The following is a 25730-nucleotide window of genomic DNA, read 5'->3' as shown; positions in this document are numbered from 1 at the left end:
CCGCCCCCGCCCCTCAGCCCGCCGCCTCCTCCTCCAACACCGCCATCGCCGCATTGTGGCCGGGGATCCCGCTCACTCCCCCGCCACGCACGGCGCCCGCTCCGCACAGCAGCACATTGGCGTGCCCGGTCGCGACGCCCCAGCGGCCGGCGGCGGTGGCCGCCGCCTCGTCGTCGTCCGCGTACGGGAAGGCCAGGTCGCGATGGAAGATGTTGCCGCCCGGCAGCCCCAGCTCCCGGTCGAGGTCGAGGGGGCTGCGGGCCTCGATGCAGGGGCGGCCGTCGGCGTCGAGTGCCAGGCAGTCGCTGAGGGGCTCGGCCAGGTGAGTGTCGAGTTCGGCGAGGGTGGCGGCCAGCAGGCGTTCGCGGGTGGCCGGGTTCTGAGGGGTATCGGCGGTGAACAGCCGGGCGGGGGTGTGCAGTCCGAAGAGGGTGAGTGTCTGGTAGCCCTGCCTGACCAGGTCGCCGCCCAGGATGGAGGGGTCGGTCAGGGAGTGGCAGTAGATCTCGGAGGGCGGGGAGGCGGGGAGCGTCCCGGAGGCGGCCTGGTGGTAGGCGGTCTCCAGCTGACCGTAGCCCTCGGCGATGTGGAAGGTGCCGGCGAAGGCCTCCCGCGGGTCCACATGGGGGTCGCGCAGCCGCGGCAGCCGGGTGAGGAGCATGTTCACCTTGAGCTGGGCGCCCTCGGCGGGCGGGGGCGGCTCCTCGCCGAGCAGGCGGGCCAGCTCACGGGGGGCGGCGTTGACCAGCACCCGGCGGGCGCCGACGGTGCCCTGAGAGGACGTCACCTCCGCCGTACGGCCGTCCGTGGCGAGCGAGGTGACCGGGCAGTCGGTGACGATCTCCGCCCCGGCGCGGCGGGCGGCGTCGGCCAGTGCGTCGGTGAGCGCGCCCATACCGCCGATGGGGACGTCCCAGTCGCCGGTGCCGCCGCCGATGACGTGGTAGAGGAAGCAGCGGTTCTGGCGGAGGGAGGGGTCGTGGGCGGTGGCAAAGGTGCCGATGAGGGCGTCGGTGAGGACGACGCCGCGGACCAGGTCGTCGGAGAAGGCCGCCTCGACGACCTCGCCCAGGGGGCGTTCGAAGAGGGCGTGCCAGGTGGCGTCGTCGTCGACGCGGGCGCGCAGTGCGGCACGGGTGGGGAGGGGCTCGGTGAGGGTGGGGAAGATGCGTTCGGCCAGGCGGTGGGTGGTGCCGTAGAACCGCTGCCATGCGGTGAACTCACGGTCGGAACCGGTGAGTTGGGAGAAAGCGTCCCGGGTACGGTCCTCGCCGCCGCCCACCAGGAGACCGGTGGGCCGGCCGTCGCGTACGGCGGGGGTGTAGGAGGAGACGGTGCGTTTACGGACCGCGAAGCGCAGGCCGAGGTCCGCCACGATCTTCGGCGGCAGCAGGCTGACGAGATAGGAGTAGCGGGACAGCCGGGCGTCGAGCCCGGCGAACGCCCGGGTCGACACGGCCGCACCACCGGTGTGGTCCAGCCGCTCCAGCACCAGCACGCTGCGCCCGGCGCGTGCGAGATAGGCGGCGGCAACCAGTCCGTTGTGCCCGCCGCCGACGATGACCGCGTCATACGAAGTCCGTTCCGGCATGCCTCTTGGTAGCACGCGGTGATCTCGGTCGCCAGGCGCAGGCGGCTGAAACCTCCGGGCGGGTCGGTGCGGCTTCTTGACCGGGCCGGGGCCGACTTTTAGCGTCCGGCCGTGCGCCGCACCGTCACCGCCAACGGTGCGCGCTCCGGCCGTTCCGCCCACCCCGTGAGGTGACCCGTGTCCCATCGTCAGGTTCCCCGCACCGGCCGCACGTTCGCCGCACTGACCGCCGTCACCGCCTGCACCGCCGGGCTGCTCTCGGCCACCGTCCCCGCCTCGGCCGACGCCGTCGCCGACGCCCACCGGATCGCGGCGCGTCCGCGCACCGCCCCGGCGTACCCGAATCTGGCCCCGACACCCCCGATGGGCTGGAACAACTGGTCGTACTACCTGTGCAACATCAACGAAAAGGTGATCCTGGACAACGCGCGGGGGCTGGTGCGGACCGGTCTGGCGGACAAGGGCTATGACACCGTGACGGTCGACGACTGCTGGATGGCCAAGCAGCGCGGGCCGCAGGGCGAGCTGGTGCCGGACAAGGAGAAGTTCCCGCACGGCATGGCCTACATCGGGCGGGAACTGCACCGGATGGGGCTGAAGTTCGGCATCTATGAGGACGTCGGCACGCTGACGTGTGGGAAATACCCGGGCAGCTACGGGCATTTCAAGGAGGATGCGCGGCAGTTCGCCCGGTGGGGGGTGGACTACCTCAAGGCGGACGGCTGCAATGTGCCCCGGCCGGCGGGCCGTACCAAGGAGCAGATCTACCGCGACGTGTACGAGCAGCAGAGCCGGGCGCTGCTGGACACCGGACGTCCCATCACCTTCTCGGTGTCCGCGCCCGCCTATTTCCAGTACGACGGCGACCGCCTGTGGCACCAGGTCATCGACTGGTCCGCAAAGGTGGGCAATCTGTGGCGGGGCGGCCGGGACATCGCGCTGGAGCAGCAGAGCCCGGCCACGAAGTGGTCCTCCATCGTCTACAACTTCCGCTACAACGCGGGGCTGGCCAAGCTCCAGCGGCCCGGACGCTGGAACGATCCGGACTTCCTGCTCGCCGGTGACTCGGGGCTGAACCGGCACGAGATGCAGAGCCAGATGTCGCTGTGGGCGATGATGGCCGCGCCGCTGATCTCCAGTACGAATGTCGGCGCGCTGTCCCCACAGGCGCGCGGGGTGCTGGGCAACCGGGAGATCATCGACATCGACCAGGACCCGCTCGGCGAGCAGGGGAAGGTCGTCGAGCAGAACGACGGCTTCACGGTGATGTCCAAGCGGCTGGAGAACGGGGACCGGGCGGTCGCGCTGTTCAACTCGGGAGCGGCGCCGCGCACCGTGGCCACCACGGCGCAGGCGGCGGGACTGCCGGCTGCGCCCTCGTACTGGCTGCGCGATCTGGTCAGCGGGCGCGGCGAGCACAGTGACGGGAACATCGTCGCGAGGGAGGTGCCGGCGCACGGCACCGTGCTCTACCGCGTCGCCGCGCGCCGGTCCTGATCCCGGGCCGCCGCACCGCTACCGCTGGCGCCGCACCGCTACCGCCGTGCGGCGCGCTCCCGGCGCAGTGCCGCGACGCGGCGGTAGAGGGCGGCCGCCTCGTCCGTACGGCCCAGCTGTTCCAGGCACTGGGCCTCGTCCGTACGGCTGGCCAGTGCGTCGAGGTGGCCGGGGCCCAGGACCCGTTCGCGGGCGTCGGCGACCTGGCGGTAGCCGCCGAGGGCATCGGCCCAGCGGCCGAGCCAGCCGAGCGCCACGGCGATCTCCCGGCGGCTGACCAGGGTGTCGGCGTGGTCGGCGCCCAGCACCCGTTCGCGCGCCGCCGCCACCTCGCGGGCCTCGGCGAGCGCCTCGTGCCAGCGGTCCAGCCGGCCGAGGTTGACGCCCAGGCCGTGCCGGGCGCGCAGCGTCTCCGGGTGGTCGGCGCCCTGGGCGTGCCTACGGGCGGCCACCAGGTCGTGGTAGAGCGCCAGGGCCTCGGCGCTGCGGCCCAGCCGGCCGAAGCTGATGCCGGTCTCGTAACGGGCGGCGAGGGTGTCGGGGTGGGTCGGGCCCAGCGTTTCGGCGCGCGCCGCCGCCACCTCCCGGTAGGTCCACAGCGCCTCCTCCCACTTGCCCAACTGCCCCATGACATACGCCAGTTCGTAGCGGGTGGTGAGGGTGTCGGAGTGCCGTGCGCCGAGCACCCTGGCGCGGGTCTCGGCCACCTCGCGGGCCATGACGTAGCAGTCCTCGAGCCGGCCCAGGCGGGCGAGGCCGAGGGCGAGGTGATGGCGGCAGCTGAGGGTGTCGGGGTGGTCGGGGCCCAGGACGCGTTCCCGGCCGGCCAGCACCGTGGCACACACCTGCTGCGCCTCGAAGTGCCGGCCCAGCCTGCCCAGCGCGAAGCCGGCCTCCAGGCGGGCGGTGAGGACCTCGGGGTCGTCTTCGGGCGGCACCGGCCGGGCGGTTCCGGCGGCCGGGGAGGCCTCGTGGCGCCGGGTGCCGCTGTCGGTCCAGGTGTCGGTCAGGACGGCGGCGGCCCGGTCGGCCGGGGGACGGCGGGTCGCCCTGCGCGCCGGGGAGCCGGTGGTCATGCCGCGGGTCCAGGAGGGCCGGCGCGGGGCGGGCACGGTGGCACGGTTGCCGGCCAAGGCGTCCGGCCCGATGTCCTCACGGGCGTCGGCGAGACGTTTGCCCAGCTCGTCGGCGTCCTGGGGGCGGTCGTCGGGGTCCTTGGCGAGCAGGTCGAGGATGATCCGCTCGTACGGCCCGGGGAGGTCGGGGCGGCGCTCGCGCGGGGGCTGAGGGGCGGTGTCGCGGTGGCCGACGAGCACCGCCCAGGCGTCGCCGGTGCCGAACGGCGGGGTGCCGGTGGCGATCTCGTACAGCACACACCCCAGCGAGTACAGATCGCTGCGGTGGTCGACGGTGTCCGCGCCGATCTGCTCGGGTGACATGTAGTGCGGGCTGCCCATGGCGACGCCGGTGCCGGTCAGCCGGGCGGTGAAGCCGATGTCGTGGCCGAGGCGGGCGATGCCGAAGTCGCAGATCTTGACCGTGCCGTCGACGGTGCGCACGATGTTCGCCGGCTTCAGATCGCGGTGCACGATGGCCTGGTCGTGGGTGTAGGCGAGCGCGGCGCCGACCTGCTCGGCGATGTCGATGACGTCCGGGACGGGCAGCGGCCGGCGGCGGTTGTCGTCCAGGAGCTGGCTGAGGTTGCGTCCGTTGAGCAGCTCCATGACGAGGAAGAGGGTGTCGTCGTCCTCGCCGAAGTCATGGACGACCGTGATGCCGCGGTGCTGGAGGCCGGCCGCGGCGCGGGCCTCGCGGCGGAAGCGCTCGCGCAGCACCGTAAGGAACCCCGGCTCGTGCCGCGGCCCCATGGGCTTGAGGCATTTGACGGCGACCTGGCGGCCCAGCGATTCGTCGCGCGCCCGCCACACCTCGCCCATCCCTCCGCGCCCGATGACATCGAGCAGCCGGTACCGCCCCTGGATCAGCCTGTCCTCGGCCATCGCGTATCGCCGCCCCCGTTCCCGCGTTCAGTCGCGCAGCTCCCCCTGTGCGTCCTCCTGCCCGTCCAGTATGGCGGCCGACCGGCGCAGCTTGTAGGGCGCTGGGCGGGTACCGGGGCCGAGCCGCTCGACGGCGCGCAGGATGTGGCGGGGCGGGAGTTGCCAGCGCAGCGTGGAGGGAACGGCGCGCAGGAGTCGGCCGGTGGCACGCAGCCGGCGGGTGACGGTGGCGGCCGGCGGCGCCGGGCGCCCGTACAGCTCGTGGGCGTAGGCGGGCAGTGCGCCGTACGCGAGCCGGGCCACCCGGTGCCACAGGAGTGCGCGGGCGGGGACGAGCGGGGCGGGGGTCGGCGGTCTGCGCAGGAAGTCGTCGACCTGCCGGGCCTCGGGGGTGAGCGCGAGCTCGGGCCGTACGGCCGCGAAGTAGGCGGCGAGCGCGGCCCGGTCGCCGGGAACCTTGGCCGGGTCGAGGCCGACGAGCCGGGCGCTGACACGGTGCTCGTCCAGATAGGCGTCGGCCTGGGCATCGGTGAGCGCAACGCCGGAGCGGCGCAGGACGTGGAGGTAGGAGTCCACTTCGGCGCAGTGCACCCACAGCAGCAGGTCCGGCTCGTCGATGCGGTAGCGCTCGCCGGTGGCCGGGTCGACGGCGGAGAGTCGGCGGTGGATGCCGCGGACCGTGGCGCCGGCGCGCTCGGCGGCCTCGGTCGTACCGTAGGTGAGGGTGCCGACGAAGTTCGCGGTACGCATCAGCCGGCCCCAGGCGTCCTTCCTGAAGTCCGAGTTCTGGATGACGCCGGCCACCGCGCGCGGGTGCAGCGCCTGGAGATACAGCGCCCGGACGCCCGCGATCCACATCATCGGGTCGCTGTGCACCTGCCAGGTCACCGAGCGCGGGCCGAAGAGTCCCGGATCGCCTGCCATCACCGCACCTCCCGTTGCCGTCAGCGCCGTACGCGGGGCATCCCGAGGCCGATCCACGAGATGATCTCGCGCTGGATCTCGTTGTTGCCGCCGCCGAAGGTGAAGATGACGGCGGAGCGGTAGCCGCGCTCCAGTTCGCCGTGCAGCACCGCGCCCGCCGAGCCCTCCTTGAGCGGGCCGGCGGAGCCGACGACCTCCATCAGCCAGGCGTAGGCGTCCCGCCGGGCCTCGGAACCGTAGACCTTGACCGCGGAAGCGTCCTGGGGGGTGAGCGTGCCCTGCTGGAGCGCGTCGACCATCTGCCAGTTCAGCAGCTTCATCGCATCCAGTTTGGTGTGGGTACGGGCCAGCCGTCCACGGACCCAGCCCAGGTCGATGACGCGGCGGCCGTCGGCGAGCTTGGTGTCGGCGGCCCAGCGCTGGACGTTGTGCAGGGCGCGGATGGCCATGGTGCCGTGCGCGGCGAGGGTGACCCGCTCGTGGTTGAGCTGGTTGGTGATGATCCGCCAGCCCTTGTTCTCCTGGCCGACGCGGCGCGAGGCGGGGACGGTGATGTTCTCGTAGTAGCTGGCGGTGGTGTCGTGCGAGGCGAGGGTGTTGATCAGGGTGCAGGAGTAACCAGGGTCGCCGGTGGGGACCAGGAGCATGGTGATGCCCTTGTGGGGCGGGGCATCCGGGTCGGTCCGTACCGCCAGCCACACCCAGTCGGCGGTGTCCCCGTTGGTCGTCCAGATCTTCTGGCCGTTGACGACGTAGTGGCCGGTCTCCTCGTCACCCTCGCGTACGGCGCGGGTCTTGAGGGCGGCGAGGTCGGTGCCGGCGTCCGGTTCGCTGTAGCCGATGGCGAAGTCGATCTCGCCGGAGAGGATCCGGGGCAGGAAGTACGCCTTCTGCTCGTCGGTGCCGAACTGCATGATCGTCGGGCCGACGGTGTTCAGCGCCATCAGCGGCAGCGGTACGCCCGCCTGCGCGGCCTCGTCGAAGAAGATGAACTGTTCCATCGGGGTCATCCCGCGGCCGCCGAACTCCTTCGGCCATCCGACGCCGAGCCAGCCGTCGGTGCCGAGGCGGCGCACGGTGGCGCGGTAGAACCGCTTCTGGGCTGCGGGATCGGCGTACCGGGCGTAGGCGTTGTCCGGCACCAGTTCGGCGAAGTACGTCCGCAGCTCGGCGCGCAACTGCTGCTGCTCGGGGGTGTATTCGAGGTGCACGGCCCCTCCAGTTCGTCCGGTCCGGTCGGCCGGGACGGGCGCCCTGGTTCTGACGGTCCGCCGGGTGCCGGCCCGAGGGGCACAGTAGAACTTGTTCCAGAAATACGGAAGGCCCGGCCCGCACCTCGCGGTACGGACCGGGCCTTGCCGCGGGCCGGTCAGTCCATGGCACGCTTCGCCGGGTTGTTCGGTGCGACCTTGCTGCGCGGTACGTCCCTGCAGAACTTGACGGCTCCGCTGTTGTTCACATGCTTCGCCGAAATCCAGCTGTCGCGGGTGTCACGGACCAGGTACCAGATGTTGTTGCCCTCGATGTTCTGCGCGCGGACCTTGCACTGCAGGCCGATCCGCGACTGGTGGCGGATGTAACCCCGTACAAGAGCGTCTGTGCTGGGGTCCTGGCGCAGGGTCAGGCCGTGGCTGGCGGTGATGACGCCGAACGGCTTCGCCGCCGCGCCCTGGGGCGGTGCGGGGGGAGCCGCCTGAGCGGGGGCCGCGGCGAGCAGCGTCGCACCGAGCGCGAGGGCCGCGGTCAGCGCACCCGCACCGGCTGCCACCTGCCTACTTCGGACCACGAGGATGTCGGACGTGGACATAGGGATCTCCTGTTCTTGACGCACAATGCACCCATTGGCGCAATAGGGACATTACGCACAAATCACATGAATGGGACGACGCAACGACGGCCATGGAGCCGATCGTGTGACGAAAACATGACGGCGAAAACGCGTCGCCCGTCCCTCGCAAGTGCGCCCGCACGGCGGGAAGTCGGCGCGCCGCGCCGTCGGCCCGTCAGGCCCCCAGGTCACCCCAGCCGTGCCGCAGCAGCGCAAAGATCCGGTCCACCGCCGCCACCGGGTCCGGGCTGCCACCGGCCAGCCGGGGCGCGGCCAGGGCGTAGTGGGCCAGTGCGCGGACCGCCACATCGCCCTCGTCGGCGCCGGTCTCCGCGGCGATCGCGCCGGCCAGGGCGGCCTCGTGCCGCATCCACATACGGTGCGCGTACTCGCTGAGCACCGGTGTGCCGTCGATCAGCTCCCGGAACCTGTGGAACTCCGGCTCTTCATGGACCGTGCCCACCAGGTCCCGCAGATGCGCGTGCAGTCCCTCCAGGACCGTTCGGCCGGGCTCCCGGTCGCGTACCGCCGCGACCAGCACCTCGCCCCGCTCGGTGTCCTGGTCGAAGACCAGCGCCTCTTTGCCACTGAAGTGCTTGAACAGGGTGGTCACCGACACATCCGCGGCCTCGGCCACGTCCTTGACGCTCACCTGGTCGTAGCCGTGCTCCAGGAACAGCCGCAGGGCGGCGTCCGCCAGCGCCTGGCGGGTCCGGGCCTTCTTGCGTTCGCGGCGGCCGGTCGGTGGTTGCGTCATCAGGTCGGACCAACTCTCAGGGTTGAGCGACTCGGAAAGTGGAGTCGGTGCGGGCGGGGCGGCCGGTCGGTGGTCACCGGGCAGGCGGTCGGTGGTCACCGGGCAGGCGGTCGGTGCTCGCCGGACGGCCGGTCGGACGAGTGGTACAGATGGCGCAGCGAGCCCTGCGGGGCGTCGGGGGCGATGGCGTTGTCCAGGCCGCGGGCGGCGGCCTCGGCCGCCTGCGCGGCGCGGGGCAGCATGGCGGCCTCGTAGGCGCGTACCGCCTCGTCCGACTCGGTGTGCCGGGCGAGGGACAGGGCGAGTTCGCAGCCGTCGAGCATGGCGAGGTTGGCGCCCATGCCGGAGAACGGCGTCATCAGATGCGCGGCGTCGCCGAGCAGCGTCAGGCCCGGCGTGTGGGTCCAGGTGTGGGGCACCGGCAGCGCGTGGAGCGGGCGGTTGACGAACCCGTCGTCGTTCTCCCGCAGCAGCGCCAGCAGCCGGTCGTCCCAGCCGGCGAAGCGCTCCAGCAGCGCGGCGCGTACGGCCTCCGGGTCGGCGAGGCGCACACCGTGCTCCAGCGCCCAGTCCTGGGAGCCCCGGAAGGCGGCGTACACGCGGATGCGGGCATGGCTGTTGCGCTGGGCGATCAGGGCCTTGTTGTTGTGCGCGGCCATCATGCTGCCGTCGCCGACGAGCCGGGCGATGGCCGGGTGGCGGGTGTCGGCGTCGTCGCATCCGGTTTCGACGAAGGTGACGCCGCTGTAGTGGGGCGAGTGGTCCGAGAGCAGCGGCCGCACCCGGGACCAGGCCCCGTCGGCACCGATGACCAGGTCGAAGGTCTCGGTGGGGCCGCCGTCGAACTCGGCCTTGTGGGTGCCGTCGCCAAGGGGGTGGAGGGTGCGCAGATAGCGGCCCCAGCGGACGGTGCCGGGGGCGAGGGAGTCCAGGAGGAGGCGGCGCAGTTCGCCGCGGTCGATCTCGGGTTCGCCCTGCTCGCCGGGGGGCGGCGCGTGCCGGAACAGGAGGGTGCCGGTGTGGTCCAGCAGCCGCATCTCCTGACCCTCGGGGCGGGCGATCGCCTGGAAGGCCTCGGTCAGCCCCGCCTCGTGCAGGGCCACTTGCCCGGTGCCCTCCTGCATGTCGAGCGTGCCGCCTTGCGGGCGCTCCTCGGCGTACGCATCGCGGTCGAAGACGGTGACCGGGATGCCGTGCCGCTGGAGGACCCGGGCACAGATCAAGCCGCCGGGGCCGCCGCCGATGATTGCGATACGGGGAGTGATGGGGGTCATGGTGCAAGAAAAGCACAGCAACTAAGAAAGTGCAATCACTACACTTTTCAAACTAGTCAATCTTTGGGTGCGGCGATCACTACTCGGCCAACCTTCGAAAGGAAGGCGCCACATCAACCCTGGCGACAAAAGGGATAGTTGACGCGCTTCCCGTCCTCCCACTTGCAGATTTAGGTATGCCTAACCTAATGTAACGACGCGTGTCGACGACCAAACAACCTGCCACAGCACCTCCTGTGCCCGGTCCCCGCCCCGCAGCGCGGACCTTGCGGCGTGCCCCGCTCTTCGTGGCCGGACTCTGCGCGCTGGCGGTCTGTGCGGCGCTGAGCCTCGCGCTGGGCGCCCGTTCCATACCGCTGTCCACCGTGCTCGACGCGCTGTCCGGCACCGGACACGGGCGCGACGCCCTCGTGGTGACGGGGCTTCGGCTGCCGCGCACCGTCGTCGGCATCGCGGTCGGCGCGGCGCTCGGCGTCGCCGGGGCGGTCGTCCAGGGCATCACCCGTAACCCGCTCGCCTCGCCGACCACCCTCGGCATCAACCACGGCGCCGGTTTCGCCGTGGTCACCGCCATCTACGCCTTCCATCTGACCCGCCCCATCGAATACCTCTGGTTCGCCTTCGCGGGCGCCGCGGCCGCCGCCGTCTTCGCCCAGGCACTGGCCCGGCGGGCCGGCGACCTCGACCCCGTACGGCTCGCGCTGGGCGGCACGGTCCTCCAGCTCGTGCTGCTGTCCTGGACGTCGACGGTGATGCTGGCCAGCAAGCGGTCGCTGGACGAGGCCCGGTTCTGGATGGCCGGATCGCTGGCCGAGCGCCCGCTCTCGGTGCTCTGGCCGGTGCTGCCGACCCTGGCGATCGGACTGGTCGTCGCACTGGCCATCACCCCGGCGCTCAACGCCCTGGCGCTGGGCGACGATTCGGCGCAGGCGCTCGGCGTGCCGGTGACCCGCATCCGGCTGGCCGGCGGCCTCGCGGTGGTACTGCTCGCCGCCTCGGCGGTCGCGGTCGCCGGCCCGCTCGCCTTCATCGGACTGGCCGCGCCGCATCTCGTACGACAGCTGTTCCGCACCTCCGACCACCGGGTCCTGGTCCCCGGCTGTCTGATCGCCGGACCGCTGCTGCTGCTCACCGCCGACATCCTCGGACGCCTCGTCATCCGGCCGTCCGAGCTCCAGGTCGGCATCATCAGCGCCTTCCTCGGCGCCCCGCTGCTGGCGCTGCTGGCCCGGAAGGTGGCCCGATGACCGACGTCCTACGTCCCACGAAGCCCGCCTCGCCGACCTCCGCGCGCCGTCCCGCCGTTCGCCGTACCCCGCTGCTCACCCTCGGCGCCCTCGTGGTGCTGCTCGTCCTCGTCACCGTGTCGGTGTCCACCGGCGATATGCCGCTGCCGCCCTTCGATGCGCTGGGCGGGCTGTTCGGGCAGGGCGATACGGCCACCGTGCTGATCGTCCAGGAGTTCCGCGCCCCGCGGATGGCCGCCGCGATCGTCGCGGGGACCGGACTGGCGGTCGGCGGTGCACTGCTGCAGCGGCTGTTCCGTAACCCGCTCGCCTCCCCGGATGTGATGGGGGTGACCGGCGGGGCCTCGTTCGGTGCGGTGGTGATGCTGGCCGCCGGCGCCTCGCAGGCACTGATGCCGCTGGCCGCGCTCGGCGGCGGGCTCCTCGCCGCGGTGCTGCTGGGGGTGTTCGGCTGGCGCTCCGGCACCACCGTGACCCGGCTGGTGCTGGTGGGCCTCGCCGTACAGGCCGGGCTGACCGCCGCGGTGAACTTCATGGTCGTCAGCTTCCCCACCGAACTCGCCGGCTCCGCCCTCCAGTGGACCACCGGCTCGGTGTACGGACGGACCTGGACCGAGGTCTGGGCCGCGGGCGGCGCGGTGGCCGTGGCCTTGGTCATCGCCTTCGTGCTGCACCGCCGGCTGGCCGTACTCGACCTCGGCGACGACTCGGCCGGCGCACTCGGCCTGAACACCGACGCCGCGCGCCTCCAGATCCTGGTGACCGCCATCGTGCTGGCCTCCCTGGCCGCCGCACTCACCGGACCGGTCGCCTTTGTCGCGCTGGCCGTGCCGCACATCGTGCGGTTCCTGGCCGGCCCGCCCACCGCCGGAACGCTGGCGCTGTCCGGCCTGGCCGGTGCCGTACTGCTGCTCGCCTCCGACCTGGTGGCGCAGCATCTGCTGCCGGTCAGCGGGCTGCCGGTCGGGGTGGTCACCGCCACCCTGGGCGCGCCCTGGCTGCTGGTGCTGATGATCCGTCAGAGCAGTTCCGTGAACAGGAGTGTTTGATGACCGCCGACCAGCTCTCCACACAGGGCAACGGAACCCGGCTCTCCACACAGGAAAACCAGCTCTCCACGCACGGACTCGATCTGCGCTACGGCGACCGGCTGATCGTCGGCGGCCTCGACCTGGTGCTGCCCGGCGGCGCCGTCACGGCCGTCGTGGGCCCCAACGCCTGCGGCAAGTCCACCCTGCTGCGCGGGCTGACCCGCCTGCTGGCACCCGCCGCGGGCACCGTCACGCTGGACGGCGCCGACATCCACCGGATGCCGGCCCGCACGCTGGCGCTGCGGATGGGGCTGCTCCCGCAGCAGCCGGTCACGCCCGATGCGATCACCGTCGAGGCACTCGTACGGCTCGGCCGCTACCCGCACCAGAAACTGCTGAGCCCGTGGTCGGCGACGGACCAGCGGGCCGTGGACGAGGCCCTGGAGCGCACCGGGACCGCCGTCCTGCGGGACCAGCCGGTCGATCAGCTCTCCGGCGGGCAGCGGCAGCGCGCCTGGATCGCCCTGGCGCTGGCCCAGGACACCGATCTGCTGCTGCTCGACGAGCCCACCACCTTCCTCGATCTGCGGCACCAGCTCGATGTCCTCGACCTGGTCGCCGAGTTGCACTCCGAGGCGGGCCGCACCGTGGTGATGGTGCTGCACGACCTCGGGCAGGCGGCCCGTTACGCGGACCACCTCGTGGTCCTCAAGGACGGGCAGCTTGCGGCGGCCGGTGCCCCGGCGGACGTACTCGACGCGGAGCTGGTCAAGTCCGTGTTCGACGTGGACTGCCGGGTGATCCCCGACCCCGAGACCGGCACCCCGCTGGTCGTCCCCAAGGGCAGCGCAAAGCGGCACACCGCCGTGAGCGCCTGACCCGACCGCTCTCCCCCACGAGCGCTTCCTTCTCTCCCCTTCTGCTCCGCTCCCCTAAGGAAGTCGAACCCTCATGTTCACCAGTCCCACTTCTCCCGGCATCCGCCGGCTGCCGGCCGCGCTGCTCGCCGTCGTCCTGGGCGCCGGCGCCCTCACCGCCTGCGGGCCCGACAAGTCCGCGGGCGACGACTCGGCGAAGGGCAAGGCCGGCGCCGGCTTCCCCCGCACCCTCAAGACCGCCATGGGCGACGTGAAGATCCCCGCGAAGCCCCAGCGCGTCGTCGTCCTGGACACCGGTGAGCTCGACGACGTCACCACGCTCGGCGTGAAGCCGGTCGGCGCGGTCTCCCCGCACATGAAGACCGAGGGCGGGTTCCCCGCGTACCTCAAGAACGAGATCGGCGGCGTCAAGGACGTCGGCCCGCTGCTCGAGCCCAACCTCGAGAAGATCATCGCCCTCAAGCCCGACCTGATCCTGTCCTCCAAGGTCCGGCACGAGAAGGTCTACAACAAGCTCAAGGGGATCGCGCCGACCGTCTTCACCGAGACCACCGGCGGGCCCTGGAAGGCCAACCTGAAGGTTCACGCCAAGGCCCTGGGCCTGGAGAAGCAGGCCGACAAGAAGCTCAAGGCGTACGAGGCGCGCGCCAAGGCGCTGGGCGCGGAGATCAAGAAGAAGTACGACGGCAAGATGCCGTCGGCCTCGGTGGTCCGCTTCGTCGCCGGCCCGACCCGCCTCTACCAGAAGTCCTCCTACAGCGGCGTCGTCCTGGAGGACATCGGCCTGGCCCGCCCGAAGTCGCAGAGCTCCACGGACCCGGTCAAGACCATGCTCGATGTCAGCCCGGAGCAGATCGACAAGGCCGAGGCCGACCTGGTCTTCGTCACCGTCGCGGACGAGCCGGACAAGACCCAGCAGAAGGACGTCACGTCCAACCCGGTCTGGAAGGCGCTGCCCGCCGTCAAGAACCACAAGGTCTTCACTGTGCCGGACGAGACGTGGATGTCCGGCATCGGCATCCAGGCCGCCGAGCACATGCTCGCCGACGTGGCGAAGGCCACCGGCGTGAAGCTGCCGAAGGCCTGACCGGCCGACCAGGCCTGACCCTCCGTCGGGCCTGACCAACCGTCAAGGCCGGTCGGCCGTCATGGCCGACCGGCCGCCGAAGAGGGTGGGCCGTGTGTCTTGCGGGGCGAGCCGTACGCCTTGCGCGGTCATCTGTTCCTCTCGCGTCTGTTCCTCTCGCGTCTGTTCCTCTCGCGTCCTCTCGCGTCTGTTCCTCTCGCGTCCTCTCGTGCGGTGAGCCGTAGGCCTCGTGCCTGTGCCTCGCGACGCCTCCTTATCCCGGCAACGATTACGGAGAGTAATTGGTTCCCTCCGTTGCGTTCCGGCGGCCCACCCCTACCCCCGTGGCATCCCCCGCGCTCTCCCACCGTTCTCTCCCCGATGTTTCCTCCCCGATCCCGAAGGGGTCCCGCTCATGCGGATGTATCTGCTCGCTCTCAACCCAACCGACTCGGTCACCGATGGATTCCTGCCCGCCGCCGCGAGCCTCGGCCTTGATGTCACGGTCCTGACGGACCAGCCCGAGGCGCACCGGCGCACCTCCCCTCAGACCGAGGTCCTGGAGTGCGACGTCCATGACTTCCGCGCCGTCATCACCCGCATAGCGAACCACCACCCCGCCGACGCGGTCTTCACCAACAGCGATCATCTGCAGACCCAGGCCGCGCTGGTGGCGGAGTACTTCGGGCTTCCGGGCAAGGACTGGCGGGCCACGCTGCGCGCCAAGAACAAGGCCGAGATGCGACGTCACCTGACCGCCACAGGCATCGACCCAGCGCGCTCCGTGGAACTCGCAGCCGGCCAGGACCCGTCCGAGCTCGCCGCCGCCGACCTGCCCTTCCCCTGCGTCGTCAAGCCCCGCGAAGGCGTGGCGAGCGAGGATGTGGTGCTGGCCGCGGACGCCGAGGAGCTGGTGGCGCTGGCCAAGGAGATCCAGACGCGGCGCCCCCAAGCGGCGCTGGTCGCCGAGGAGTTCCTCGTCGGCGAGCTCTACACCCTGGAGACGGTCGGCGACGGACGGATCCGCCATGTGCTGGGCGGCTTCCACACCGCCGTGTCTCCCCCGCCGGCCTTCATCGAGGAGCGGCTCGATTTCGTCGCCGCCCACCCGGAGCCCGTGGTCGCGCAGGTGCTGGCGCAACTCGACGCGTTGGGCGTCGGGTTCGGCGCGTGCCACACGGAGTTCGTGGTGCACGAGGGCCGGGCACGGCTCATCGAGGTGAACTACCGCGTCATCGGCGACCAGTGCGATCTGCTGCTGGCGCAGGTCCTGGACATCCCGCTGTTCGAGCACATCCTGCGGACGCATCTGGGCGAGCCGCTGCCCGCGGACCTCGGCGCGCGGCGGGACGGGGCGGGCCGGGTGGACTACGCCCTCGCCGACCGGGCCGGGACGCTCACCGCGGCTCCCGCCGCCTTCGACCGGACGGTGGACGGCGTGCGGCTGTCCTACCGCCCGCTGCGTGAGGTCGGCGCCGAGCACCCGCACTACCGCACCAACCGCGACTACCTCGGCGTACTGCGGGCCACCGGCACCGACCGGGGCGCCGTGGACCGGGTGTCGGACGACTTCTTCGCCGCCGAGCGCTGGGAGATATCGACGTGACGGTCGCGCTCGACACCGCAACCGACCAGGCCGGGGCCGGGGCCGGGGCCGCCGAGGAAGCCGGACTGCTGCTGCGCGTTCTGGGTGCATTGCTGCGCGAGGACGTCGTCGGTCTGCGCACCCGCGGCACGCTGCTGGAGCGGCCGGACGGCCCCTGGCTGCGGCTGCCCGCCGATGCCGCGTCCGGGGCACTGTTGCTGCCGCTCGGTGAGGACGGCTATCAGAGCGAGTACGGGGCCCGGCTGCCGCTCCTCGTCCGGGAGTCCGACGGTGCCCGGCTGACCACGGTCGACGAGGTCCTCACGGCGCTTCGCGCGCTCGCCGATCCGGTCGACCGCGAGGGCTTCGACGCCTACGCCGAGGAGTGCCGGCAGACGCTGGCGACGATGCGGCTGCACGCCCGGACCCGGGACGAGCTCGAAGACGAGCTGACGATCCGTCATGGTGTCGAGTGCGGCGACTGGTCGGGGCTGGACGGAGGGCCGGCATACGACGCGCTCGCGGCCCGGCTCGATCATCCTGTCTATCCGACCGCCCGTGGCCGGTCCGGCCTGGACGAGGCGCAGCTGCGTGCCTACGCCCCCGAGTTCCGGCCGGACTTCGCGCTGCGCTGGCTCGCCCTGCCGCGCGCCGCGGTCACCGTGCCGGGCGAGGCGACGCTGCCCGCCTGCTGGCCGACGCCTGCCGACCTGGGCCTTGCGCACCTCGACAGCAGTCATCTCGCCCTGCCCGTACACCCGTTGACGCTCGGCGACCCGCTGCAGGGCGCGCTGCGCGAGACGGGCCTGGAGAGCGATGCGGTGCTGTCCGAGCGCGCGGTGCTCGACGTGGTGCCGACGCTGTCGATGCGTACCGTGGCGCTCGATGCCGACCCGGGGCTGCATCTGAAGCTGCCACTGGCCACCGCGACGCTGGGCCTGCGCAACCGGCGCACCATCAAGCCCCCGACGCTCATCGACGGCGCCGCGGGGCAGCGGCTGCTGGAGGCCGTGATCGCTCGCGAGCCGCGCTTCCGGGAGTCGGTCCTGCTGGCCGATGAGAGCGTCTACGCGCACGCCGACCACGAACTGCTGGCGGTGCTGTGCCGCCGCTACCCGGCGGGTCTGGACGGCAGTGCGGTGGTGCCGATGGCCGCGCTGCTGGGCCGGGCGCCCGGCGGGCGGCTGGTGATCGACCACCTTGCGGACCGCTTCTACGGCGGGGACCCGCTCGCTCTGCTGGACGCCTGCCTCGCCCTGCTCTTCGACTGGCAGACCACGCTCTTCGGCTACGGCATCGCGCTCGAGTCCCACCAGCAGAACATCTCGCTGGTGCTGGACCGGACGGCGGACGGCACCCGGCTGCGGCTGCTGTTCAAGGACAACGACGGGCCGCGCATCAACACTGCCCGGCTGCGCGACACCCTGGGGGACGACGCGCCGCGCCCCGAGGTCTTCGCCGACCCGCGGATCTTCGCCGAGAGCGACCGGCCGGTGCTGGACCTGTTCGCCACCATCACCGTGCACCTGTGCGCCGGTTCGTATGCCTTCGGGCTGGCCCGGGAGGGGCGTGCTCCGCTCGCGCGTGTGCTGGACCTGGTCCGCGACCGCCTCGCGGAGGCTGTGGAACGGCTGGGTACCGGCCCCCGCGACCCGGGCGCGGCGCTGCGCTCGTACGTCCTGGACGCCCCGCACCTGCCCATCAAGGCAATGGTCAGTGCCGGGTCCCTGCTGTCCAAGGAGCGTTCGGGCGCGGCCGACATCAACAAGCACTACACGACAGGACCCAACTACCTGCTGCGGACGGGGACTTCCTGATGAAGACCACTCTTTCCCACCAGGTCGAGCCGGCCTCCGTGGAGACGAAGGACCGCCCCGGTCTCGGGCGCCGCCAGGTGCATGCCGTGGCCGGGTGCTACTTCGTGGCGTCGTTCGCCGCTCTCGGCCTGCCGCCGTATCTCACCGAGATCCTGCCCGAGCTGGGCGACGAAGCCGCCCGCTGGGCGGGTCTGCTCTATATCGTGCCCACCATCTTCGGAGCCATCGGCGCCCCGCTGTGGGGACGCCTCGCGGACCGCTTCGGACGTAAACGGCTGCTGCTACGGGCGCAGTTGGGCCTTGCGGCGGCGTTCCTGCTGGCCGGCTGGGCCGACTCGATGGGCACATTCGTCGCGGCGCTGGTCCTCCAGGGCATCCTCGGCGGCACCTTCGCCGCGTCGAACGGTTACCTGGGTGCGGCACTTGAGGGCAACGCCCTGTCGCGGGCACTGACGCTGATGCAGGGCAGCGCCCGTGCGGCGCTGGTCTTCGCGCCGATCGTCGTCGGCTCGCTGTCGCCGTGGCTGTCGCCGCACCGCCAGTACGCCCTGCTGGCGGTGCTGCCGCTGACCGCGGCCGTGATGCTGGCGGCGCTGCCGGAGCCGCCGAGAGCGCCGGCCGCCGCGGCGCGGAAGGCCGAGGCCGCGGCGGAGACCGATGTCGTGCAGGCGCCCGAGGCGGGGAGCGGCACGGCGGTGGAGCCGGCCGGGCATGGCCCCCTGGCGTCCCTGCGCGCCCTCTACGCCCTGGAGTTCGCCTTCGTCTTCTCCACCGTCATCTCCTTCCCGTACTTGATCGCCCTGATCAAGGAGCGCATACCGGGCACCGGCCCGGCGGTGTCGGGCGTGCTGTTCGCCCTGCCGCACATGTGCTATCTGGTCGCGGCGATGGCGGTGCACGCCGTCTTCCGCACCCGCCCCCGGCTCGGTATCGCGCTCGGCTTCGGCTGTATCGCGCTCGGCCTGGCCGGACACGGCCTGGTCGATTCGCTGGCCGGTTTCATCGTCGTACGCCTGGTGCTCGGCGCCGGGCTCACCCTCGGTCTGGTCTGCCTGTCCGTGCTGGCCGCGGACTGTGCCAAGGGCCGCGCCCCCGGTGGGCTGTTCGGCTCGATCGAGTTCTTCTCCAAGGCCGGTGCGGTCGCCGCCGGCGTGGCCGCCGCGGCCGGCAACGACTGGTTCGGTCCTGCCGCGCCCGTCGTGACCGGCACCGCGATCGCCGTGGCCACCGTGCTGGCGATCACCGCCGCCCCCGTTCTGCTGCCCCGTCTCCTCCGCACCCGCAGGAGCTCTCGATGCCTCCGCTGACCGATTCCACCGGCACCGCCCCGGGCCCCACCGCTCCCGCCGGCCCGCCCACCGCCGACCAGGCTGTGGCCCACACCCTGCTCAACTGCCTGCTCCGTGAGGTCTCCGGCCCCGAGCACCAGACCGCCGTCGACCGCGGCCATCTGCTGCTCCGGCTGCCGCGCCGCGGTGTGCTGCTGCGCGTCGCGTTGCGCCGTACGTCGCTGCTCGGCGCGCACCGGTTCACCGGCCCGGTGACCGAGGAGACCTCGCACGGCTGGGCCGAGGTCGGCTGGCGCCGGCTGGCCGAGTATGTGCATGCCGAGCTGTCACTGCGGACCGGGGTGCACAACGAGGAGTTCCTGGCGCAGATCGCCTCCAGCCATCAGGCCGTCTCGGCCACGCTCGCCGCCCGTACGGCGGCCGGACCGGCGGACGCCACGGCACCCGCCGACGCCGGCAGCGACGCGGCGGGCGACGACGAGGCCCGCCTCGCCGCCTATCTCGCCTCCGAGCAGTCCCTGATCCTCGGCCACCGCTTCCACCCCACTCCCAAGGCCCGTACGGGTGACCCCGCCTCGTGGCGGTCGTATGCGCCGGAGACCGGGGGGTCCTTCCCGCTGCTGCTGCTCGCCGTGCGCGACGAGCTGATCGCCGAGGAGTCCGCCGCCCCCGGTGACGCCGCCCCGCTGGACGCGCTGCACGCGGAGGTCCCGGAGGGGTACCGGCTGCTGCCCGCGCACCCCTGGCAGTACGAGCTGCTGCGCGACCACCCCGGTCTGAAGGAGGCGCTGGACCGCGGCGACATCCGCGTCCTGGGCACCGGCCGGACCCCCTTCGCCGCCACGGCATCCGTCCGTACGCTCTACGACGGTGCGGCCTTCCTGAAGTTCAGCCTGAACGTCCGGATCACCAACTGCCTGCGCAAGAACGCCAGTTACGAGCTGTCCGGGGCGGTGGCCCTGACCCGGCTGCTGGAGCCGGTCCTCGCCGATCTGGCCACGCGTTTCCCGGGGAGTGCGGTGCTGCGCGAGCCCGCCTACCGCAGCCTCGCCCTGCCGGGCCCGGACGGCCGCCCGGACACCGAGCTGCTCGAGGGGTTCGGTGTCATCATCCGCGAGGGCCTGTCCCAGCGGCTGCTGCCCGGCACCGTTCCCCTCCTGGCCGCCGCCGTCGCCGACGAGTACCCGAACAGCTCTGCCCACATCTCCCGCCTTCTGGACGGCGCCGGCCCGCAGGCCGCGCTCGACTGGTGGGCGGCCTATCTGAACCTGCTTCTCCCGCCGGTGCTCGCCGCCTACTTCGACCACGGCGTGGTGCTGGAGCCGCATCTGCAGAACGTCCTGGTGTGTGTCGACGGCGACGGCATGCCCGCCCAGGTCCTCTTCCGTGATCTGGAGGGCACCAAGCTCGTCCCCGAACACCACGCCGAGCTGCTCGCCTCGCTGCCCGAGGCGATCGCGGCGCCCATGACGTACGACGCCCAGCGCGGCTGGGACCGTGTGGTGTACTGCCTGCTGGTCAACCACGTGGCGGAGATGCTGGCCGCGCTGGCCGATCTGCACCCGGACACCGAGGCCGATCTGTGGGCGCAGGTCCGGCGCACTCTGCAGGTCCACGCCGACCGGCACGGCTGCCCGCCGCGGCTGGCCGCCCTGCTCGCCGGCGTCCCGCTGCCCGCCAAGGCCAACCTCCAGACCCGCTGGGAGCGCAAGGCCGACCGCGAGGCCGGTTACGTCCTGCTGCCCTCGCCGCTCGCCGAGTCCGTCCTGACCGGCGCCGTACGCACCGACGACACCGCCCCCTGGAGCGCCCGATGACCGCCCCCACTCCCCCGGTCCGCGACCGCGCCCGCGCCCTGCGGTCCGACGAACTCCCGGCCTATCTCTACGACGTGGTGGCGCTGCGCGAGCACATGGCCCGGATCCGGGCAGCCCTCCCCGCCCGCGTCGAGCTGTATTACGCCGCCAAGGCCAACCCCGAACCGGAAATCCTGACGGCCCTGCGGCCCTACGTCGACGGCTACGAGGTCTCCTCCGGTGGCGAACTGGCGCACGTCGGCAAGGCGGTCCCCGGCTCCCCGCTGGCGTTCGGCGGCCCCGGCAAGACGCCCGCCGAGATCACCCGGGCGCTGGAACTCGGTGTCGAGCGCTTCCATGTGGAGAGCGTGTACGAGCTGCACATGCTGGCCGAGCTGGCCGCCCGCCACGCCCCGGACGGCGGCCGGATCGCCGTACTGCCGCGCTTCAACCTGCCGGTGGGCGACGGCGCGCTGGACGGCAGCTCGCTGGCGATGGGCGGCCGTCCGACCCCCTTCGGCCTGGATCCGGCGCAGGCCGACGAGGTGGTCGCGCTCCTCACCGACGGCACCTACCCGCACCTCGAACTCCGCGGTGTTCACGCCCACTTGGCGAGCGGGCTGGAGGCGCCCGAGCAGCTGGCGGTCTCCGGGGCCATCGTGACCTGGGCCGCGCAGCTCGCCTGGCGACACCGCATCAGCCTGTCCGAGGTGACCATCGGCGGCGGTATGGGCGTCGACTACGCCGCGCCCGACACCCACTTCGACTGGGTGGCCTACGGGGCGGGCCTGGCCCGGCTCGCCGACGCCCATCCGGGCCTGACCCTGCGCATCGAGCCGGGCCGTGCGCTGACCGCGTACTGCGGCTGGTACGCCACCGAGGTGCTGGATGTGAAGCAGAGCCACGGGGAGGAGTTCGCCGTGGTCCGCGGCGGCACCCACCATCTGCGTACCCCGGCGACCAAGGGGCATGACCAGCCCTGCACGGTGCTGCCGTCCGACGAGCCCTGGCCGCACGCCTGGCCCCGCTCGGCGGCGACGGGCGACCGGGTGACGCTGACCGGTCAGCTCTGCACCCCCAAGGACGTCCTGGCCCGCAATGTTGCGGCGCCGGGGCTGCGGGCCGGTGACCGGGTGGTGTTCGGGGTGGCCGGGGCGTACGCCTGGAACATCTCGCACCATGACTTCCTGATGCACCCGCGGCCGGGATTCCACTTCCTCGGCGGTACGGAGGCCGGCGGGATCGCGGAGTCCGGCGGCAGCGCGGGGTCCGGCGTCGCGGGAGACGAGGTCTGACCTGCTCCGCCCAACGAGGTCCGCCGGAAGCTCGCCGCAAGGTCCCCTGGCAGGTCCGCCATCCGCGCGTCCGGCAGGCGGTCCGTACCCTCCGCGAGGCCTGTGCCCGGCACTCCGTACCGTTCTGCGCCCTGTCCACCACGCCGGAGCGCCGCGCCGAATGGCACGCCGACGGTGTGCGTGCCTTCGTCCTCGGCAAGGACCGCGATCTGGCGGCGCGGGCGCTGCGGGGCCGGCCGGAGCGGGTGGCGGGAATCGGCTGAGGGGGCGCCACCCGCGGCATTCCGTGCCGACAGGCGGCGGCCTTCACCACCAGTACGCGGGATAGACCGGCGCCTTCCGCCGCGCCCTCGACGCCGCGTACCCCGCCAGGACCAGCAGCACCGTCGCGCCGAGCAGCGCAGCGAGGAAGCGCAGCGGGTCCGGCCCCTGCAGTACGACGATGACGGCGGTTGCGCAGGCGGGGGAATGCGGGGTGCGGGTGAGCATCATGGCGCCCAGGGCGAGGGCGGCGGCGGCTGCCGCTGCCCATGGGGAGTGGCCGAAGGCGGCGAGGACCCCGTAGCCGGTGCCGGCGCTGAGGAGGTGGCCGCCGATCACGCTGCGTGGCTGGGCGAGGGGCTGGGTGGGGGCGCTGTGGACGAGGGCGGCGCTGGCGGCCAGTGGGGGGATGAGCACCGCCTGGTGGACGAGCGTGCCGATCGCCACCAGGGCGAGCAGGACCGCCGTCGCGCCGCTGAGGATGTGCAGCGCGGCGGCCGGGGACGGCGGCGCGGGTGCGTGGCCGCCGAACGGGCCGGGGGTGCGCTCCGGAGTGCCTTCCGGGGCGGTGGTCTGCGGCGAGACCGTGGTCTGCGGCGGGGCGGCGACTTCGGCGTGATCGAGGCTCATACAACACTTCGGGACGATGCCGGCGCGCGCGGCCGGCGAGGGTGGGCACGGGATGGAAAGGTCCAGCTCTGCGGACTGCATCCACAAGCACACCCTCGTGGTCGACGAGGGTCCGACCGTACGCACGGGCCCAGGTTCAGGCGGCGTAGTCCGGTCGGCATTCTCTCATCCGCTGGTCCGGGGCCTGCGGGACGGGTGCCCTGGCCCGGCCGCGGCCCGCCCCCGGCAACACCTTCGGCGGGATCGGCCCGGCCGCCCAGTGGGTACCTGTGGCCTGGAGTACGGGAGCAAGGGAGCTGAGCGGGAATGGCCACGAGCAATGCGTTGGTGATCGCCGGAGCGGGCCTGGCCGGGGCGAAGGCCGCGGAGACACTGCGCGAGGAGGGGTTCGACGGGCCGCTGGTGCTGCTGGGGGACGAGCGCGAGCGCCCCTACGAGCGGCCGCCGCTGTCCAAGGGGTATCTCATGGGCACCTCGGAGCTGGAGAAGGTGTATGTGCATCCACGCCAGTGGTACGGCGACCACGACGTCGATCTGCGGCTGGGCACGGCGGTCGGCGCGATCGACCCGGCGGCCCACGAGCTGACCCTCGCCGACGGGAGCCGCCAGGGCTACGCGAAGCTGCTGCTGGCCACCGGGTCCACCCCGCGCCCGCTGCCGGTGCCGGGCGCGGAGCTCGATGGGGTCCTGTATCTGCGGCGGCTGGCGGACAGCGATCTGATCAAGGAGACCTTCCGCACCGCGCGCCAGATCGTGGTGATCGGTGGCGGCTGGATCGGTCTGGAGACCACGGCCGCCGCCCGCGCCGCGGGTGTCGAGGTGACCGTTCTGGAGGCGGCGGAGCTCCCGCTGCTCCAGGTGCTGGGCCGCGAGGCCGCCCAGGTCTTCGCGGACCTGCACACCGATCACGGGGTCAGCCTGCGCTGCGGCACCCAGGTCGCGGAGATCACCGGGACGCTCGGCCACGCGGACGGGGTGCGGCTGACGGACGGCACCGACATCCCGGCGGACGCGGTGATCATCGGCATCGGCATCACGCCCAACAGCGGGCCGGCCGAGGACGCCGGACTCGAGGTGGCGAACGGCGTCCTGGTCGACGCGCAGCTCCGCTCCTCGCATCCGGACATCCACGCCGCCGGCGATGTCGCGAACGCCTTCCATCCCGTCCTGGGCAAGCACCTGCGCGTCGAGCACTGGGCCAACGCCGTCCATCAGCCAAAGACCGCGGCCAAGGCGATGCTCGGCCAGGACGTGGCCTATGACCGCCTGCCGTACTTCTTCACCGATCAGTACGACCTGGGGATGGAGTACACGGGCTACGTCGAGCCCGGCGGTTACGACAGCGTCGTCTTCCGCGGCGACACCGCGCGCCGCGAGTTCATCGCGTTCTGGCTCTCCGGCGGCCGGGTGCTGGCCGGGATGAACGTCAACATCTGGGATGTGGTCGAGCCGATCCGGGCGCTGGTGGCCGGCGGGCGGACGGTCGATCCGGCGCGGCTCGCGGATCCCGGGGTGCCGTTGACGGACCTCGTATGACGCGACGGCCCGGGCGCCGGGCGGATCCTCACTCCGGAACGGACCGCAGGAGCATCAACGAGCCCTTGAAGTACGGCTGTTGTCGCAGCTTGCCATACCGTTCGTCCCATGCGCCGCTCGCCAGGTCGCGCCGCAGGTCCGCGGCGAACCGGGCCCGTGCCTCCTCGTCGACAAAGCTCCACGCCGAACATGCCTGCCGCGCACCGGGGTCGAGGAGGCGCTCCGGGCGCCCGTAGTACGCCTCGTTGAAGCCGTCCGTGCAGTCCAGCGGCACCGGGACCGGCTGCACGGTGGTACGGCCGCCCAGCGCCTCGGTCAGTTCGGCGATCGGCGGGTAGCGCCGCGCCTCGGTGTCCAGGACCTCGGGTGCGTACGCGTACAGCCAGAAGTCCCGTACCAGGTCCGGGTCGCAGGTCAGCACCACGACCGGGCCGCGTGCCACCCGCCGCATCTCGCGCAGTCCGGCGGCGGCGTCGCTCCACTGGTGCACGCTGAATGTCGTCATGGCGGCGTCGAACGAGGCGTCGGCGAAGGGGAGTTGTTCGGCGATGGCGTCAACTGCCGCAGGGAGGTGGGCGGGTCGCTGCACGCGCATCGCGGCCGACGGCTCGACGGGGGTGACCTCGGGCGCGGCCGACTCGTAGGAACCGGCGCCGGCGCCGACGTTCACCACCGTGCGCGCGGTGCCGAGCGCTTGGGCTATGCGGGCGGCGATGCGGTCGTCGGGGCGGCGGTGGTCGGCGTAGCCCCCGCCGACCGAGCCGTAGTCCACGTCCCCGGCGCTGCCGTCCGGTGTTCGCTCGTCCATGGGGCGAACGTAGCAGCGCCGCGGAAGACTTTTTTCGTTTTTGCGGTGAGCGTGGTGGGTGAAGCCTGGCGAGCGAAGCGATCGGGCCGGCCGCACGTTTACGCCCCGCGCCGCCGGTTAGCCGCACCGAAGATCGCGCGCCCGGGGCGAGGCGCGCACCATGGAGAGGAAGGAGGGTCGCCATGACCACTGAGCCGATTCCCGACGGACCGGGCCCCGTACCGAGCGAACCGGAGCCCGTGCCGCGTGACCCCCACCCGGCCGAGCCGGAGCCGGACGAGCCGGGTCCGCACCCGACCGAACCGCCGGGCACCGGTCCGGGCGAGCACCCGGCCCCGGAACCACCCGACTGACCGACCGCACGGGGTGCCTCCGCTTGCGTGCACAGGGTGACGGAGCCAACGTGGGACGTCCCACCCCTTGATGCGGGAGGGTGTGAACGGCCTCGGGACGCGTCGCCACGCGGGAGAAGACAGCATGCTGCTGCCGGACAAATCTGTGCTCGCTTCACACCTTCGCCGCTACCGGGTCTGGGAGGACCTGGTCGCCGCCGCGCCCCATGACCCGGCGCGGCGCCGCCGGCTGGAGGATGTCGGCTACACCCTGTGCGTCCTGACGGG

The 25730-nt window shown here is 72.4% G+C and carries 22 protein-coding genes; 13 read left to right on the top strand and 9 right to left on the bottom strand.

The window, feature by feature from the left end; all coding sequences use genetic code 11:
* Positions 1–13: 13 nt before the first annotated feature.
* Positions 14–1591, bottom strand: coding sequence for an NAD(P)/FAD-dependent oxidoreductase (locus tag AB0D04_RS32275; protein ID WP_362710569.1), 1578 nt, complete (start codon positions 1589–1591; stop codon positions 14–16).
* Between the two features lie 177 nt (positions 1592–1768).
* Between AB0D04_RS32275 and AB0D04_RS32270 the strand changes: the two genes are divergently transcribed.
* Complete coding sequence (locus AB0D04_RS32270; protein WP_362710566.1) at positions 1769–3088, top strand: glycoside hydrolase family 27 protein; 1320 nt, start codon at positions 1769–1771, stop codon at positions 3086–3088.
* A 38-nt stretch (positions 3089–3126) separates the two neighbouring features.
* On the opposite strand, the gene AB0D04_RS32265 is transcribed toward AB0D04_RS32270, so the two are convergent.
* The 6 genes from AB0D04_RS32265 to AB0D04_RS32240 form a co-directional block, all read right to left on the bottom strand.
* The gene (locus AB0D04_RS32265; protein ID WP_362710564.1) at positions 3127–5088 is read right to left on the bottom strand and encodes a tetratricopeptide repeat protein; all 1962 of its coding nucleotides are present in this window, start codon (positions 5086–5088) and stop codon (positions 3127–3129) included.
* A 27-nt stretch (positions 5089–5115) separates the two neighbouring features.
* Positions 5116–6012, bottom strand: coding sequence for an oxygenase MpaB family protein (locus AB0D04_RS32260; protein ID WP_362710562.1), 897 nt, complete (start codon positions 6010–6012; stop codon positions 5116–5118).
* Positions 6013–6032: 20 nt separating this feature from the next.
* Complete coding sequence (locus AB0D04_RS32255; protein WP_362710559.1) at positions 6033–7223, bottom strand: acyl-CoA dehydrogenase family protein; 1191 nt, start codon at positions 7221–7223, stop codon at positions 6033–6035.
* Between the two features lie 158 nt (positions 7224–7381).
* Entirely contained in the window at positions 7382–7819 is a 438-nt protein-coding gene (locus AB0D04_RS32250; RefSeq protein WP_362710557.1) for an SH3 domain-containing protein, read from the bottom strand.
* A 196-nt stretch (positions 7820–8015) separates the two neighbouring features.
* Positions 8016–8597: a TetR family transcriptional regulator gene (locus AB0D04_RS32245; RefSeq protein ID WP_362710586.1), complete on the bottom strand. Its 582-nt coding sequence runs from the start codon at positions 8595–8597 to the stop codon at positions 8016–8018.
* Positions 8598–8692: 95 nt separating this feature from the next.
* Entirely contained in the window at positions 8693–9871 is a 1179-nt protein-coding gene (locus AB0D04_RS32240; RefSeq protein WP_362710554.1) for an FAD-dependent monooxygenase, read from the bottom strand.
* A gap of 236 nt (positions 9872–10107) precedes the next feature.
* On the opposite strand from AB0D04_RS32240, the gene AB0D04_RS32235 reads away from it, so the two are divergent.
* The 9 genes from AB0D04_RS32235 (at position 10108) to AB0D04_RS32195 (ending at position 21875) form a co-directional block, all read left to right on the top strand.
* Positions 10108–11118: an iron ABC transporter permease gene (locus AB0D04_RS32235; protein ID WP_362710551.1), complete on the top strand. Its 1011-nt coding sequence runs from the start codon at positions 10108–10110 to the stop codon at positions 11116–11118.
* Positions 11115–12167: an iron ABC transporter permease gene (locus AB0D04_RS32230; protein WP_362710549.1), complete on the top strand. Its 1053-nt coding sequence runs from the start codon at positions 11115–11117 to the stop codon at positions 12165–12167. Before AB0D04_RS32235 ends, AB0D04_RS32230 begins: the two co-directional genes overlap by 4 nt.
* Positions 12167–13027, top strand: a complete 861-nt coding sequence (locus tag AB0D04_RS32225; RefSeq protein WP_362710546.1) for an ABC transporter ATP-binding protein — start codon at positions 12167–12169, stop codon at positions 13025–13027. Before AB0D04_RS32230 ends, AB0D04_RS32225 begins: the two co-directional genes overlap by 1 nt.
* Positions 13028–13100: 73 nt before the next feature.
* Positions 13101–14114: an iron-siderophore ABC transporter substrate-binding protein gene (locus AB0D04_RS32220; protein WP_362710543.1), complete on the top strand. Its 1014-nt coding sequence runs from the start codon at positions 13101–13103 to the stop codon at positions 14112–14114.
* 394 nt (positions 14115–14508) lie between these two features.
* The gene (locus tag AB0D04_RS32215; protein ID WP_362710540.1) at positions 14509–15699 is read left to right on the top strand and encodes a siderophore biosynthesis protein; all 1191 of its coding nucleotides are present in this window, start codon (positions 14509–14511) and stop codon (positions 15697–15699) included.
* Positions 15696–17495: an IucA/IucC family siderophore biosynthesis protein gene (locus AB0D04_RS32210; protein ID WP_362710537.1), complete on the top strand. Its 1800-nt coding sequence runs from the start codon at positions 15696–15698 to the stop codon at positions 17493–17495. The genes AB0D04_RS32215 and AB0D04_RS32210 overlap by 4 nt, the downstream gene beginning before the upstream one ends.
* The gene (locus AB0D04_RS32205) at positions 17495–18802 is read left to right on the top strand and encodes an MFS transporter (protein ID WP_362710535.1); all 1308 of its coding nucleotides are present in this window, start codon (positions 17495–17497) and stop codon (positions 18800–18802) included. Before AB0D04_RS32210 ends, AB0D04_RS32205 begins: the two co-directional genes overlap by 1 nt.
* Positions 18790–20601: an IucA/IucC family protein gene (locus AB0D04_RS32200; RefSeq protein ID WP_362710532.1), complete on the top strand. Its 1812-nt coding sequence runs from the start codon at positions 18790–18792 to the stop codon at positions 20599–20601. The genes AB0D04_RS32205 and AB0D04_RS32200 overlap by 13 nt, the downstream gene beginning before the upstream one ends.
* A complete protein-coding gene (locus AB0D04_RS32195) occupies positions 20598–21875 on the top strand; it encodes a type III PLP-dependent enzyme (protein WP_362710529.1) in 1278 nt (425 codons plus the stop codon). Before AB0D04_RS32200 ends, AB0D04_RS32195 begins: the two co-directional genes overlap by 4 nt.
* 306 nt (positions 21876–22181) lie before the next feature.
* Here AB0D04_RS32195 and AB0D04_RS32190 read toward each other — a convergent pair whose 3' ends face one another.
* Positions 22182–22766, bottom strand: a complete 585-nt coding sequence (locus AB0D04_RS32190) for an HPP family protein (protein WP_362710527.1) — start codon at positions 22764–22766, stop codon at positions 22182–22184.
* A 306-nt stretch (positions 22767–23072) separates the two neighbouring features.
* On the opposite strand from AB0D04_RS32190, the gene AB0D04_RS32185 reads away from it, so the two are divergent.
* The gene (locus AB0D04_RS32185; RefSeq protein WP_362710525.1) at positions 23073–24302 is read left to right on the top strand and encodes an FAD-dependent oxidoreductase; all 1230 of its coding nucleotides are present in this window, start codon (positions 23073–23075) and stop codon (positions 24300–24302) included.
* A 28-nt stretch (positions 24303–24330) separates the two neighbouring features.
* Here AB0D04_RS32185 and AB0D04_RS32180 read toward each other — a convergent pair whose 3' ends face one another.
* A complete protein-coding gene (locus AB0D04_RS32180) occupies positions 24331–25110 on the bottom strand; it encodes a methyltransferase domain-containing protein (RefSeq protein WP_362710522.1) in 780 nt (259 codons plus the stop codon).
* 182 nt (positions 25111–25292) lie between these two features.
* On the opposite strand from AB0D04_RS32180, the gene AB0D04_RS32175 reads away from it, so the two are divergent.
* Positions 25293–25463 carry a hypothetical protein gene (locus AB0D04_RS32175; protein ID WP_362710519.1) on the top strand — a complete coding sequence of 57 codons (171 nt, stop codon included), beginning with the start codon at positions 25293–25295 and terminating at the stop codon, positions 25461–25463.
* A gap of 70 nt (positions 25464–25533) precedes the next feature.
* On the top strand, positions 25534–25730 hold a 197-nt coding region (locus tag AB0D04_RS32170), incomplete at its 3' end, for a DUF5133 domain-containing protein (protein WP_362710516.1).

Origin of the sequence: Streptomyces sp. NPDC048483 (assembly GCF_040651455.1) — a bacterium.
In the GTDB taxonomy this organism is placed as follows: domain Bacteria; phylum Actinomycetota; class Actinomycetes; order Streptomycetales; family Streptomycetaceae; genus Streptomyces.
The sequence above is the reverse complement of the archived record's forward strand: the minus strand, read 5'-3'. Positions and strand labels throughout refer to the sequence as shown.